This window comes from Chitinophaga sp. 22620 (assembly GCF_052044405.1).
Classification (GTDB): domain Bacteria; phylum Bacteroidota; class Bacteroidia; order Chitinophagales; family Chitinophagaceae; genus Chitinophaga.
Genome location: NZ_JBQEMV010000002.1, coordinates 615950 through 629982, shown reverse-complemented (window position 1 = coordinate 629982; position 14033 = coordinate 615950). Strand labels below are relative to the sequence as shown.

The window sequence follows — 14033 nt, the reverse complement described above, 5'->3', positions numbered from 1 at the left end:
TTTTTACACCGTTTGTTCCTGCCGTTGCACGGCCACACCCAGCAATTCCAGGTGATCGTAGAACTCGGGATATGATTTGTTGATGGCTTCTGCGTTTTCGATGGTAACGGCCCCGCTGGCGTTGAGCGCCGCCACGGCGCAGGCCATGGCAATGCGGTGGTCGTTGTGCGAATGCACGGTAGCGCCTTTGATACCGGTGCCGCCATGCACGTACATATAGTCGCCGTCCAGGTCTATCCGGATGCCCATTTTACCAAACTCCTGCTGCAAGGTGATACCACGGTCGCTTTCTTTGTGCGCCAGGCGGCTCACGCCTTTGATCTTCGTTTTGCCGTTGCAATTGGCAGCCAGGGCCACCAGCGGCGGAAACAGATCGGGGCAGTCCGTTGCGTCCAGCTCGAAAGCCTTCAGCCCGCTCTTCTGCACAATGATGGTATACACGCCCGGCAGTATTTCGGCGCCCGCTTTTTCCAGCGCTTCCATGATCACTTTGTCCGACTGGGCAGACTGTGTGTTCAGGTGATGCACTTCCGCCTTACCGGCCACAGCCGCGGCTACCAGCAAAAAGGCCGCGCCGCTCCAGTCTCCCTCCACGGTATATTCCACGGCTTTGTACTGCTGTGGCGCGTCGAAGTGGAACGTTTCGAAGTTCTCGTTGCGCACCTTCACGCCGAACAGTTCCATGATCTGGAGCGTAAGGGCTATGTAGGGCTTGCTTTTGAGGTCTTTTACAGTGATGGCCGTTTTGTCTGCCACGCTTCCGAAGGCCATGAGCAGGCCGGTGAGGAACTGGGAGGAAAGGCTGCCGTCTATCGTAATGTTCTTCGCCTGCAAAGGGCCTTTGATCTCCAGGGGCAGCTTGCCGTCCCTGCTTTTGATCTCTACGCCCAGCTGCGGCAGCACTTCTTCGAAGAAGTTCATGGGGCGCGTTACGAGGCTGCCATGCCCGTTGATGGTGATAGGCATTTCAGCCAGCGCGGCAATGGGTGTGAACATGCGGATGCCCAGGCCGGATTCGCCGCAGTTGATCTCGTCGTAAAAAGGTTTTACGCCGTTGCTGGTGATGTGTATCTCCTCATCCACCCGTTTTACCATAGCGCCGAGGTTTTCGGCCACTTCAAGGGCGGCAAGACAGTCGTTGCTGAGCCCCGGGTTACGGATGATGGTTTTGCCTTTGGCCAGCAGCGCCGCGGCCACCGCACGCTGCATCGCGCTTTTGGACGGGTTGGCGGTAACGGCGCCGCTTACCGGTGCAGGCTGTATGGTTACTTGCATCATAATTCTTGTAAGATTTGTTTCAACTCATCGAGCAGTATCGGCTGGGTCCTGGCCTGGCCGATCTTTTCGAGCAGTACAAAGTGAATGTGATCTTTCTCCCTTTTTTTGTCCAGCTTGAAGATGGAAAATACCGCTTCTTTGTCCGAGGTCATGGTCACCGGCAGGCGGTAATCATTGATCAAACGGATCAACCGGTTGGTTTGTTCGGCTGGCAGCAAATTGTATTTTTCGGAGATCTTAGCAGCTGCTACCATCCCGATGGCCACCGCTTGTCCGTGTGCGATACTTTCCAGCTTTTCAACGGCATGCCCGAGGGTATGGCCGAAGTTCAGCCAGCGGCGGACGCCGCTTTCAAACTCATCTTCCAGTACAAATTTCGTTTTGATCTCCACCGAACGCTGCACCAGAAATTGCAGTGTTTCCACATCCTTGGCCAAAGCCTTTTCCTTATTGGCTTCCAGGTAGACGAATAAAGATTCGTCGTAGATGCAGGCATATTTGATGATCTCCGCAAACCCGTTGCACCATTCGCCATCGGGCATGGTGGAGGGCAGGGAATAATCGAACAGGATAAATGCCGGCTGGTTGATGGTGCCCAGCATGTTCTTATGCATGCCATGGCTGATGCCATTTTTCCCGCCGATGGAAGCATCTACCTGCGCCAGCAAAGTGGAGGGCACAAACCCGAAGGGGATACCGCGCATATAAATGCTGGCGGCAAAACCTGTCATGTCTGTGAGCATACCGCCGCCAATGCCTACCAGCATGGTTTTGCGGTCTGCTTCCAGCTCTATCAGCCCGTTGATGATCTGATCCATCACCTCCATGTTCTTGTTCTCTTCTCCATCAGGGATCACGAGCTTTTTCCAGCCGGGGAACATATCGCCGTAATGCTGGTCCACATTTTCGTCCACCAGCAGGATGGTACGGCTTTTATCCACGTAGTTGCCAAGGTTGGCAAGATTTTCACCGAGATAATAATCGGTGGCGGTATTCTGAAAACGGTGTGACTGTTTGATCATATGTACTGAAAAAATGGGCTTAGTCGTTCATCACTTTGTTCTGGCGGTTGATGGATTCCAGGTGCACCGCGTCAAAGTATTTCAGGACGAAATCTTTGGTCAGGCCCAGCTTTTCGCCGGCGCGGATGCCGCGGTCCAGTATTTCGTTCCAGCGGTTGGTCTGCAGGATAGTGATGTTGTTGTCCTTTTTATACTGACCGATCTTTTCCGCGATCTTCATGCGGTTGCCGAGCAGCAGCAGGATCTCGTCGTCGATGCCGTTGATCTGGTTACGCAGCTTTTCCAGCGCGGTATTGAAATCTTTCTGATCGGTGCGTTCATGCCTCCAGGTGATGTTGTCCAGCATTTCGCCGAATTTCTCGGGCGTGATCTGCTGTTTGGCATCGCTCCATGCATTATCAGGATCCACGTGGGTTTCGAGCATCAGGCCATCGTAATCCAGGTCGATCGCTTCCTGTGCCACTGCCTGCAGGATGTCGCGGCGGCCGCTGATGTGGCTCGGGTCGCAGATCATCGGTAATTCAGGATGGCGGCGTTTCAGCTCAATGGCCAGGTGCCACATGGGGGCGTTGCGGTATTCGGTGTTGCCGTAGCTGGAAAAGCCGCGGTGGATCAAACCGATCTTTTCAATACCGGCTTTCGCGATGCGCTCCACTGCGCCGATCCAAAGCTCCAGGTCGGGGTTGATCGGGTTTTTGATCAGCACCGGGATCTTCACGCCTTTCAGCGCATCGGCCACATCCTGTACGGAGAACGGGTTTACGGTTGTGCGGGCACCGATCCAGAGGATATCCACGCCAAAATGCAGCGCGTCTTCCACCTGTTTGGCGGTGGCTACTTCAACAGTAGTGGGCATACCGGTCAGCTCTTTGGCTTTCTGCAGCCAGGGCAAACCCTTTGCACCAATGCCTTCGAAAGAACCGGGGCGGGTGCGGGGCTTCCAGATGCCGGCGCGCAGCACATCCACTTTGCCGGTTTTAGCCAGTGCCAGGGCGGTGGCCAGTGTTTGCTCTTCGGTTTCGGCAGAGCAGGGGCCGGAAATGATCAGCGGCTTTTTGTCTGAAGCCGGATCAGCGAATTTTGTTTTTGCTAAGATCTGTTCCATTGTTATCGTGACGTGTTAAGAGTTTACAAATGAGTTATTATTTCAGGATCTTCCTGATCTTATTACTTTTCTGGATGAGCTTGTAGAAGGTGTCGTAATCTTCCGCCTGCAACAGCTGTTTCATCTGCTGCAGCTGGTTGATGTGCTCTTCCAGTACATCCAGCACGTTGTTCCTGTTGTGCTTGAAAATGGGCACCCACATGTCCGGCGAGCTTTTGGCAAGCCTAACGGTGGATTCAAAACCGCCGCTGGCCAGCTCAAAGATGCGCCCCTGCTCTTTTTCCTTCTTCAGCACCGTAAGCGCCAGGGCGAAGGAAGTGATGTGCGAAATATGGCTTACATAAGCCGTATGCAGGTCATGCTCCTCTGCGTTCATGTACACAATGCGCATGCTCAGCTTGTCCACCATGGATTCCACGATCTCCAGCGCATCCTCGTCGCTGCTCTTCACATCGCAGAGCACCATGGTTTTCTGGTGGAACAGGTTGCGCACGGCGGCCTCGGGCCCGGAGTACTCGGTGCCGGCCATCGGGTGGGCGGCAACAAAACGACCTCTCCGGGGATGACCGGCAACGAGTTGCAGTAATTTTTGTTTGGTGGAGCCCACGTCCATGATCACATGATGCGGCTTTACCTTGTCCAGGATGGAAGTCAGCGTTTGCAGCAGCGCATCCACAGGGATGGCCAGCACGATCAGCTGGCTGCGTTCCAGTGCGTCTTCCAGGGTGGAGCCTTCGTCTATGATCTTCAGCTCCTGCGCCTTGGCGAGATTTTCCGCGTTGTAATCCACCCCGATGATCCAGTTGGCCACCCCTTTTTCTTTCAGGCTGAGGGCCAGGGAACCGCCTATCAATCCTACTCCTACTACAGCTGCTATCATATGGCGGCGGTTTGAGGTTGAACAATGTTTTTCCTCACACGGTCTATCGCTTCGGCAAACACCTGCTCGTCCCTGCAAAGGCTCACGCGGATGTATTGCTGCCCGTTGGCGCCGAATATGCCGCCGGGAGTGATGAACACCTGCGCTTTGTGCAGCACGGCGTCGCTGACGGCGTAACCGTCCGCATAGCCCGCGGGTATCTTTGCCCAAACGAACATGCCAACCTGTTGCTGGTCGAACTCAGCGCCCAGGAGGTTCAGCAGCTCGAATACTTTTTTGCGGCGGCCGGCGTAGATGGTATTCAGCTGTGCGTACCATTCGGGGCCCAGCTCCAAAGCCGCCACAGCCGCCATTTGCACGGGCTGGAACATACCTGAGTCCATATTGCTTTTGAACCGCAGAACGTCGTTGAGGAATTCAGCCTTTCCAACGAGCATGCCTACACGCCATCCGGCCATGTTGCCGCTTTTGCTGAGGGAATTCAGCTCCAGCGCCACTTCCCTGGCTCCCGGCGTAGCCATGAGGCTGGCGGGATTGTCGTTGAGGATGAAGCTGTACGGGTTGTCGTGGCACAGGAGGATATTATGTTTCGTGGCAAAAGCCACCAGTTTTTCGAAAGTTCCTTTTTTAGCCTCCGCGCCTGTGGGCATGTGCGGGTAGTTCACCCACATGAGCTTCACTTTGGAGAGGTCTTGTTTTTCGAGCGCATCCAGGTCAGGCTGCCAGCTGTTGGCGGCGCTGAGCGCGTAAGTTACCGGCGTGGCCCCGGAGAGCTGCACGGCGGAGCGGTAAGTGGGGTAGCCCGGGTCGGGAATGAGCGCTTCGTCGCCTTCCTGGAGGAAGGTCATGCAAATGTGCATGATGCCTTCTTTGGAGCCGATGAGGGGCAGCACTTCCGTATCGGGGTTGAGCGGAACGTTATAATAACGGCCATACCAGCCGGCAATGGCCTGCCTGAGGGCGGGAATGCCTTTGTAGCCCTGGTAGGCGTGGGTATTAGGTTTTGCGGCATGCTCGTTGAGCGCTGCAATTACGGAAGGATGCGGGGGAAGGTCCGGGCTGCCTATGCCAAGATTGATCACGTTGGCGCCCGCTTTGTTCATATCGTCGATCTCGCGGAGCTTCCGTGAAAAGTAATACTCTTCGGTGTGTTGTAATCGTTTGGCTACGGATGGTTGCATTGGTTTATGATTTCAGGTATCAGGTATGCGTATTGCCTTTTTTGTAAATACCCAGCACCGTGAGGTGCTCCGTGAGCGGTGTGATCTTTTTCAGCGCCTGCTGGAAATGATCCAGGGATTCAAACTCCATGTCTGCATGGAAGTAATAATGCCACTCTTTCGCCGGGATGGGAAAGCTCTGGATCTTGCTAAGATTGATGCCTTCCGCCGCTATCCGGGTAAGCACTTTGGCCAGGCTTCCGCTCTCATTGGAAGTTTGGAAATATACGGAAGATTTGTTTGCATCCGCGGGCGGCTGCACGCCATTTTTAGAAATCGCCAGAAAGCGGGTGTAATTGTTCTTGGCAGTATGGATATTCCGGCCGATGATATCCAGCTCGTAGATCTCCGCTGCAAGGTCTCCCGCGATGGCGGCGGTGCTCTTCAGCTTCTTCTGGCGCACGTGTTTTGCGCTCAGCGCCGTGTCTTCGGTTTCCACCAGCTTGATGTGCGGGTATTTGCCCAGGAAGTCCATGCATTGCAGCAGGGCCATGGGGTGGCTGTGCACCTCCTTGATATCTTCAATGGTCTGGCCCGGCAGTACCATCAGCTGCTGGTTGATCTGGAGGTATATCTCGCCGATCACATGCAGGCCTGAGTTCTTGAGAAGGCTGTAGTTGGGCAGGATGCTTCCGGCAATGGAATTTTCAATGGCCATCATGCCGGCGTCAGCCCCTTCGGCGTTCACTACCTTCCTTACCAGTTCGGGGAACGAGGCGCAGGCTTCTATTTCGGTTTGTTTCCCGAAGTATTTCCTCGCGGCGATCTGGTGAAAACATCCTTCAAATCCTTGTATGGCAATACGCATGAGCTGTGATATGAATAATTGAGTCAATAAAAAAGGGCCCCCTTTCCGCGGGACCCTTCATTTGTTCGTTTATGATAAACCGTTGTTACAAGAGAGTCCCGCTTCCTTCGTGATAAAAGAAAAAGTAAAAGAAATACAGGCTAAAGCTCTTTTGTGACATATAATTTGTTTACCGGATTTCATGTTAATAAGAAAGGCCCCCTTTTCCAGGAGGCCCGTTATATTTTTTAGCATTTTTCAGCACAAACGAACCTCCTATTTCTGGTACCAGAAAAAGTAAAAGCCGTAAAAGTAACCGAAAGTGCGTTGTTGCATTGTTGTTTGTTTGATAGAACAAAAGTAAGGCAGGATTTCAATTATTCAAACAGGAGCATAAAAATATAAAAAACGTCAAACAAAAATCCATTTTAAATGGATTTTATTCAAAAACCCCTATCAGAATGTGAAATATCGGCAGCGAAGAGGCGTTTTAAGTGCTATAGCAAATATTTTCGGGAAAGAAAAACCGGAGAGGAATTTGATAACAAAACAACAATTGGTGAAGGACAGGGCAAAAAAAGCCTCCTGTTTGCACAGGAGGCCCGGATTAAATATCCTTTTTTGCTTGCCTATAATTATTTAGCTGAGTCAGCAGCAGGAGCAGTAGTAGTGTCTACAGGAGCCAGGGTGGTAGTGTCAACAACGGTAGTTGTGTCTACACCTTGGTTGATGGTGCTGTCGATAGCGGTAGAATCACCTGAACCAGAAGTACCGGCATTGTTACAAGCTGCAACGAACAGACCAAGAGCGAGTGCTAAGAAACCAACTTTTTTCATTTTGAATGTTTTTAAGGTTTATTTGAAATGAGATTTATTCTTTATTCCGGGAATACATAAAAGGTAACCCGTCACCTGTAAAAAATATTTTTTTCCTACTTTGGGTTACTAAAAGCCGCTAATCGTATTAATAAGTGAATAATCTTTTGCACATAGAAAGGGATCAGGAATTACTGCACGGACTGGCTGCTAATGACGATAAGTCGCTGGAAACCATCTATTTAGAGAATTTCCCGATGATAGCCAAGATGGTCCTGCAGAACAACGGATCGGAGGACGATGCCAAGGACATCTTCCAGGAGGCGATGATCGTGCTGTACGAAAAGGTCAGGGAGGGGGGATTTGTGCTAAGTTCAAGGCTTAAGACTTTCCTCTACGCAGTTTGCAGGCGACTGTGGCTCAAGAAGTTACAAGGCTCGGCGCTCAATGGCCCCATTTACGAAGAGCTGGAAGAGACCACCGCCGCTGAAGAAGCCCTGGAAGCTCACATGGAACGGGACCAGCAGTTCCGGCAGATGGAAGAGGCCATGGGAAAGATCGGCGAACCCTGTAAAACGATCCTTGAAGATTATTATATACATCGTAAGAGCATGCAGGAAATCGCGGAAAGTTTCGGCTACACCAACGCCGAGAACGCCAAGAACCAGAAGTATAAATGCCTGATGAGACTGAAGAAATTATTCTTTGCACCATATAAATAGCGCCCTGGAGGCCGATGTGATGAACGATATACATTTAATACAGGAAATTGAACGCTACCTCGACGGTGAGATGAGCGCCCCCGAAAAGGAGGCGTTTGAATCCCTCCGCCGCAGGGATTCCGCGATAGACCGTCAGGTTACCGAACACCAGCAACTGTTGCAGCAGTTCAGGGCTAACGGCATGCGGAAAGACCTTCTCCGCCGCATGAACGCCATTCATGCCCAGGCCGAGATACCAGCCGCAGCACCCGCTAAAACGCCGGTGGTACAGATGCGCAGCCGCCGCACCTGGCAGAACCTGGCCGCGGCCGCTTCTATTGCGCTGATCACTTCCCTTGCCACCATGGCCATCATGCAGAACTCGGCCAAAAGATCCTACACATCCAAATATGAAGACGTACGCCGCGTGCTGAACAACATCCAGCGCTCGCAGAACGCCCTCATCCGCGATATCAACAGCAAAAACAACCCTCCCCTCAACCCCGGCACGTATGGCGGCACCTGCTTTGCCATCAGCCGGAACGGCTATATGGTCACCAATTACCATGTCATTGCAGGGGCGGACTCCATTTATATCCAGAACAACAAAGGTGAAGCCTTCAAGGCGGTGAGCATCTTCGAAGATGTTTCCAGCGACCTGGCAGTGCTCCGCGTGGCGGATTCCGGGTTCCGGACCTCACCGCTCCCCTACTCCCTGAAACTGCATCCTTCACGCCTTGGCCAGGAAGTGTTCAGCATGGGCTTCCCGAGAGACGAGATCGTTTACGGCATGGGATACATCAGCGCACAGACCGGCTTTAACGGAGATACCCTCGCTTACCAGGTGAGCATCCCCGTAAACCCCGGCAACAGCGGCGCCCCGCTGCTGGATAACAGCGGCGAGGTGATCGGTATCATCACCGGCAAACAATCCTCTTCAGACGGCATCGCATTCGCCGTTAAATCCGGCCACCTGAAACGCCTGCTGGACGAATTACCCAAAGAGAAATTCAGCCGCAGGGACCTGAAACAGAAAAGCCAGCTGAACGGCCTCAACCGTGTGGAACAGGCTAAGAAACTGGAAGAGTTCGTGTATATGGTGAAGGTGTATAACTGATCCGCAGATTAGAAATGAAAAATAAAAAGCAAAGGGCCGGAGTGATCCGGCCCTTTCTTTATTTTATTGCAAGTCGTTCTCTTTCAGTACCACCTTCGGGTTTTCCCGCCACTGCTTTGCCCTGACGGATATCCAGACGATCAGGTCTTCGTTGGGGATCTTGCGCAGCAAGCCGTAAGAAGGCGTATACACGCGCATGAACTGTAACAGGGTATCGCCGGTGAAACCGGTTACACGGCTCACGAAACTCTTGGAATAACGATAGTCTATATACTGCTGTATCTCGTTCTGCTCATACAGCTTCTTGAACTTCCGCAGGTCTTTCTGCTGCCGGGAACCCCGCGTGAAAGGACTGAACGTTATCCCGAAACCGCCGCTGCTGCGTTTGGAAGTGTCTACCAGGGTATGGGTCTTTTCTTCGAGGAAAGGCCTGAATTCTTCATAACGCGCTATAGAGTCCAGCTGGTAAGGGTTCCATCTGCCGGACACTTCAACCTGGGGAAGGAAACGTTCTTTCATTTTCAGGCGCACGTTGTATATCTGCGTGCCCATCACGTTGGTAACCGTCACGCTATCGGATATATAGCCGATGAAGGAGATCAGTATCTCATCTCCCTTGCTGGCGCCGATGCGGTAATAACCGCCCTGGTCTGAAAATACCCTGGCGCCGGTGTTCTTATTCCGGATGGTGGCGGGGTACAGCACCAGCTGCCCGTCGGTGCTGGTGATCTGGCCACGGAGGGTAACAGGGTCTTGCGATTGGGCCCGGGCCTCGTGCAGCGCGCTTCCCGCAAGCAGGAAGGAAAGCATGGTAACTAATAACAGTCTGTTGATCATGTATTTACTAACAATTGTGCCTTAAGAATAGTTAATACACGAATGTAATATAAATATCAATTCCCGGGAGTACGCTGTTTCCCGGGAATTGCCGTTATACTTGTTTTTTACAAGGACCGGATGAGTGATATCACCTCATCCCTGGACTTGCCCAGCTTGATCTGGATCTGCCCGATCAGCCTGTCGTCCTTCCCATGCTCGTAGTACAGGTCTTTATCTGTCAGATCATCAAACATTTGTTTCAGCTTGCTCTTAATCTCGGTCCACCGGTCCTTGATCATCAGGATGTCCATATCATGACATTTTAATTGTGAAAAATGAGGGGTTCATGATATGAATTTCAAAGTTTGTGCCAAACGGCTGTTTTTATTAAAAACCGGCGATGGTGGCTACTTTACGCGAACGGCCGTGGTAAACAGCATGCTTTCGCCCGCTTCCAGGGTTACCAGGCCCATACCGTTATTAAAGGCATTGGGGGCGCCGGTCAGGTTTTCGATGGCGATACTGTTGCGGTGCGGCGGCGTGTATACCTGCAGAACGGGGTAAGCCTGGTCCGGGTAGAATTCGATCTGCACGCCCTTTACGGGGTCTTTCAGCGTGCAAAGGGGCGCCTGGCGGTTGAAGTCCAGCAGGAAAGAATTATCCAGGTTCACGCCGCTGAGGCTTTTGCTTTCGGTAAAGCCCCTGTAAGGCAGCACTTTGCCGGTGGGTATCAGCTTTTCATCGAATTCCACGATCTCTTTGGACCAGAATTGCAGTTCCAGCTGGTCTACCGGGGTGCCGGTGCTGTAATACGGGTGCCAGCCATCCATCAGCGGGATGGGGCCGGAATGCTGGTTGAGGATGGCTGTGGTAACCTGCAGCATTTGGTCCGGCAGCAGGCGGTATTGCACTTCGCAGCTGTACGGGAAAGGATAACCGGCGTCTGTACCGGGGTAATGATGTTCCAGGGAAATCTCCGCGTAGCTGTCGGTCACCTCTTCTTTGGTGATGGCAAACGCCTGGTCGTACAGCAGTCCGTGAATGGGGGATTTCTGTAGGGTATATTCTTTCCCCCGCCAGCTGAATTGCGCGTCTTTGATGCGGCAGGCGAAGGGGCTGAGCTTCACGCTTTTGAAACTGCCGGTAACGCCGGCATTGAGGTCGCTTACATTCTTGTAGCTGTCTATCACATTCAGTTTCCCCGTTCCGAGCGGCACGATGAATGCGTGGAGGAGCGCGCCATATGTGGGAATGATCTGCACTTCCGCTCCTGCGTCGTCTTTCAGGGCAATAATGGAGAAACCGTTCTCCTCCAGGTGTTCTATGCTAAATCCCATGCTGTCAATTTGCGGTAAAATACAAAATGGCAGGAAATAGTTCAATGCAAAAAGGGCACCGCTGTTGCGATGCCCTTTATTTATACAATTCATTCCTGTTTTAAAAGCAGTGTCAGATATACTGGTTGATGATGTTCTCCAGCCATTCCTGCCTGCCGCTGGTCTGCTTCGGTTCGCCGTTGGCGAGGGCAAAGGAGCGGAGGTCTTCCAGCTGCAGCTTGCCTTCTTCAAAAGCTTTACCCTGGCCGCTGTCGAAAGAAGCGTAACGCTCCGTGCGGAATTTGCGGTAGGGTGATTCCCTCAGCAGTTTATCCGCTATTATGGCTGCGCGGGCAAAGGCGTCCATACCGCCGATGTGCGCGTGGAAAATGTCTTCGAGATCGGTGGAGTTACGGCGCGCTTTTGCGTCGAAGTTCACACCGCCGCCTGCAAAGCCGCCGGCTTCCAGGATCACGAGCATGGTTTCCACCAGTTCGTTGAGGTTCATGGGGAACTGGTCTGTATCCCACCCGTTCTGGTAATCGCCGCGGTTCGCGTCTATACTGCCCAGCATGCCCGCGTCCGCCGCTACCTGCAATTCATGCTGGAAGGTATGGCCAGCCAGGGTAGCATGGTTCACTTCGATGTTCAGCTTAAAATCCTTATCCAGGCCGTACTCGCGCAGGAAGCCGATCACGGTCGCGCTGTCGTAGTCATATTGGTGCTTGGTGGGCTCACAAGGTTTGGGCTCAATGAAGAAGGTACCCTTGAAACCCTGTTTGCGCGCGTAATCGCGGGCCATGGTGAGGAAACGGGCCAGGTGGTCCAGCTCTCTTTTCATATTGGTGTTCAGCAGGGTCATATAACCTTCGCGGCCGCCCCAGAACACGTAGTTTTCACCGCCCAGCGCAATCGTTGCGTCCAGCGCATTTTTGACCTGGGTGCCGGCATAGGCCAGCACGGCGAAATCAGGATTGGTGGAAGCGCCGTTCATGTAACGCGGGTTGCTGAACACGTTCGCGGTGCCCCAGAGGAGCTTCACGCCGCTGGCTTTCTGCTTCTCTTTAGCATATTCAACGATCTGCTGGAGATGGCTTTCGTATTGCGCAAGGCTGCTGCCCTCATCCACCAGGTCGATGTCGTGAAAACAATAATACGGCACGCCCAGCTTGGTGATGAATTCAAAAGCTGCGTCCATTTTATCTTTCGCCTGCTGCACGGGGTCAGAGGCCGTCAGCCAGGGGAATGCTTTTGTACCCGGGCCGAAAGGATCGCCGCCGGTGCCGCAGAAGGTGTGCCAGTAGCTCACCGCAAAACGGAAGAGCTCTTTAATGGGTTTTCCGTTGATCACTTTGGTTTCGTCGTACCACTTGTAGGCAAATGGATTGTCTGACTGTGGTCCTTCAAAGCTGATCTTTCCCACGCTCGGGAAGTAGGTCTTGTTTCCTGTAACGATATTCATTGTTCAAAGTTTTATAGCGTTGATAGTATCTCGTCAAGTCGGTTTTTCCATGCGGTGTACGCTTCGCCGTAAGCCTTGCTGAGCCCGGGTTCCGGCTCAATGGAAGCAAGGCATTCCATACCAATGAACGCTTCGGGGAAGCTGCTGTAAACGCCCGCGCCAACGCCTGCGCCTCTTGCAGCGCCCAGAGCGCCGTCTGTATTGTACAATTCAATGGTAACGCCGGCGGTGTTGGCAAATGCTTCCCGGAACAGCGGGCTGAGGAACATATTGGCTTTGCCCGCCCTTACGCGGCTGATCTGCAGGCCCATCTGCCGCATGATGTCCACACCATAAGTAAGCGCAAACACGATCCCCTCCTGCCCTGCGCGCAGCAGGTGCTGCTGGTGGTGAACGCCGAACTCGAGCCCCTCCACCCTTGCGCCGGGCTGGCGGTTGGCCAGGATGCGCTCCGCGCCGTTGCCGAAAGGAAATATCTGCAGGCCTTCCGATCCTACCGGCGCTTTGGCGGCCAGCTCGTTCATACTCTCGTACGAAAGCCCGCCGGTAATGCCACGCAGCCAGCTGTTGAGGATGCCTGTACCGTTGAGGCACATCAGCACGCCGTTGCGGATCGCTGTGTCCGTCTGGTTCACGTGCATAAAAGTGTTCACCCTGCTCTCCTCATCATACGCCGCTGCGTCGTGCACGGCGTACACTACACCTGAAGTACCCGCCGTGGTGGCGGCTTCGCCGGGTTGCAGCACGTTCAGCGAAAATGCATTGTTGGGCTGGTCGCCGGCACGGTAAGTAACGGGGATGCCTGCACGTAAACCAAGCAGCCCGGCGGCCTTTTCCGTTACACGGCCCTGCTCGCCGAATGTGGGCACGATGGGCGACAGCAAGCTGCGGTCTATACCGTAATAATCCAGTAAACGTTGGGAAACCTGCTGCTCCGCGAAGTCCCAGAAGATACCTTCGGACAGGCCGGAGAGCGTAGTGGCCGGCTGGCCGGTGAGCCGCATGCCGATGAAATCGCCCGGCAGCATGATGTGCCTGATGCGTGCATAGATCTCCGGCTGGTTCACCTGCACCCATTTCAGTTTGGAGGCGGTAAAATTCCCGGGAGAGTTCAGCAGGTGGGGAAGGGTGTAGCCGCTACCCAGCTCCTGCGCCGCTTTGTCGCCGATAGCCACAGCCCGGCTGTCGCACCAGATGATGGACGGGCGCAATGCCTGCTGGTTCTCATCCACACACACGAGGCCGTGCATCTGGTAAGCAATGCCGATGCCTTTTACGGCGGCGGGATCGAAATCATATTGCCGGCGGAGCCCGTGGGTGGCTTTGATCACTTCCTGCCACCACATTTCGGGATCCTGCTCCGCCCAGCCGGAGCGGGGCACATTCATGACCAGTTCCCCGGCAGAACCTGTGGACGCCGCCAGGCAACGGCCTGTTTCAGCGTCCAGCAGGGCTGCCTTAATGGAAGAAGAGCCGATATCATAACCAATCAGGAACATAATACTGAGTAT

The 14033-nt window shown here is 53.4% G+C and carries 14 protein-coding genes; 3 read left to right on the top strand and 11 right to left on the bottom strand.

Annotation, left to right across the window (positions count from 1 at the left end; translation table 11 throughout):
• Window positions 1–3 precede the first annotated feature (3 nt).
• The 6 genes from aroA to ACTJIK_RS12315 are packed head-to-tail and all read right to left on the bottom strand — an operon-like array spanning window position 4 to window position 6313.
• Window positions 4–1278 (bottom strand): 3-phosphoshikimate 1-carboxyvinyltransferase, encoded by a 1275-nt coding sequence (aroA, locus tag ACTJIK_RS12340; RefSeq protein ID WP_440646659.1) that lies wholly within the window; start codon window positions 1276–1278, stop codon window positions 4–6.
• Window positions 1275–2300 (bottom strand): 3-dehydroquinate synthase, encoded by a 1026-nt coding sequence (gene aroB, locus ACTJIK_RS12335; protein WP_440646658.1) that lies wholly within the window; start codon window positions 2298–2300, stop codon window positions 1275–1277. The genes aroA and aroB overlap by 4 nt, the downstream gene beginning before the upstream one ends.
• 19 nt (window positions 2301–2319) lie before the next feature.
• Window positions 2320–3405, bottom strand: coding sequence for a chorismate mutase (locus ACTJIK_RS12330; protein WP_440646657.1), 1086 nt, complete (start codon window positions 3403–3405; stop codon window positions 2320–2322).
• A gap of 37 nt (window positions 3406–3442) precedes the next feature.
• Window positions 3443–4285, bottom strand: coding sequence for a prephenate dehydrogenase (locus ACTJIK_RS12325; RefSeq protein ID WP_440646656.1), 843 nt, complete (start codon window positions 4283–4285; stop codon window positions 3443–3445).
• Window positions 4282–5466 (bottom strand): pyridoxal phosphate-dependent aminotransferase, encoded by a 1185-nt coding sequence (locus ACTJIK_RS12320; RefSeq protein ID WP_440646655.1) that lies wholly within the window; start codon window positions 5464–5466, stop codon window positions 4282–4284. Before ACTJIK_RS12320 ends, ACTJIK_RS12325 begins: the two co-directional genes overlap by 4 nt.
• 19 nt (window positions 5467–5485) lie before the next feature.
• Window positions 5486–6313: a prephenate dehydratase gene (locus tag ACTJIK_RS12315; protein ID WP_440646654.1), complete on the bottom strand. Its 828-nt coding sequence runs from the start codon at window positions 6311–6313 to the stop codon at window positions 5486–5488.
• Between the two features lie 411 nt (window positions 6314–6724).
• Here ACTJIK_RS12315 and ACTJIK_RS12310 point away from each other — a divergent pair, with 411 nt between their 5' ends.
• The 3 genes from ACTJIK_RS12310 to ACTJIK_RS12300 all read left to right on the top strand — a co-directional run bounded on the left by ACTJIK_RS12310 (window position 6725) and on the right by ACTJIK_RS12300 (window position 8925).
• Window positions 6725–7159, top strand: coding sequence for a hypothetical protein (locus tag ACTJIK_RS12310; RefSeq protein ID WP_440646653.1), 435 nt, complete (start codon window positions 6725–6727; stop codon window positions 7157–7159).
• A gap of 115 nt (window positions 7160–7274) precedes the next feature.
• Window positions 7275–7829 (top strand): RNA polymerase sigma factor, encoded by a 555-nt coding sequence (locus ACTJIK_RS12305; RefSeq protein ID WP_440646652.1) that lies wholly within the window; start codon window positions 7275–7277, stop codon window positions 7827–7829.
• Window positions 7813–8925 (top strand): trypsin-like peptidase domain-containing protein, encoded by a 1113-nt coding sequence (locus tag ACTJIK_RS12300; RefSeq protein WP_440646651.1) that lies wholly within the window; start codon window positions 7813–7815, stop codon window positions 8923–8925. Before ACTJIK_RS12305 ends, ACTJIK_RS12300 begins: the two co-directional genes overlap by 17 nt.
• Window positions 8926–8988: 63 nt before the next feature.
• Here ACTJIK_RS12300 and ACTJIK_RS12295 read toward each other — a convergent pair whose 3' ends face one another.
• The 5 genes from ACTJIK_RS12295 to ACTJIK_RS12275 all read right to left on the bottom strand — a co-directional run bounded on the left by ACTJIK_RS12295 (window position 8989) and on the right by ACTJIK_RS12275 (window position 14021).
• Window positions 8989–9762 (bottom strand): hypothetical protein, encoded by a 774-nt coding sequence (locus ACTJIK_RS12295; RefSeq protein ID WP_440646650.1) that lies wholly within the window; start codon window positions 9760–9762, stop codon window positions 8989–8991.
• 107 nt (window positions 9763–9869) lie between these two features.
• The gene (locus ACTJIK_RS12290) at window positions 9870–10055 is read right to left on the bottom strand and encodes a CsbD family protein (protein ID WP_440646649.1); all 186 of its coding nucleotides are present in this window, start codon (window positions 10053–10055) and stop codon (window positions 9870–9872) included.
• A 96-nt stretch (window positions 10056–10151) separates the two neighbouring features.
• Window positions 10152–11081: an aldose 1-epimerase gene (locus ACTJIK_RS12285; RefSeq protein WP_440646648.1), complete on the bottom strand. Its 930-nt coding sequence runs from the start codon at window positions 11079–11081 to the stop codon at window positions 10152–10154.
• A 112-nt stretch (window positions 11082–11193) separates the two neighbouring features.
• Window positions 11194–12522 carry a xylose isomerase gene (gene xylA, locus ACTJIK_RS12280; RefSeq protein WP_440646647.1) on the bottom strand — a complete coding sequence of 443 codons (1329 nt, stop codon included), beginning with the start codon at window positions 12520–12522 and terminating at the stop codon, window positions 11194–11196.
• Between the two features lie 11 nt (window positions 12523–12533).
• The gene (locus ACTJIK_RS12275) at window positions 12534–14021 is read right to left on the bottom strand and encodes a xylulokinase (protein ID WP_440646646.1); all 1488 of its coding nucleotides are present in this window, start codon (window positions 14019–14021) and stop codon (window positions 12534–12536) included.
• Between the last annotated feature and the right edge of the window lie 12 nt (window positions 14022–14033).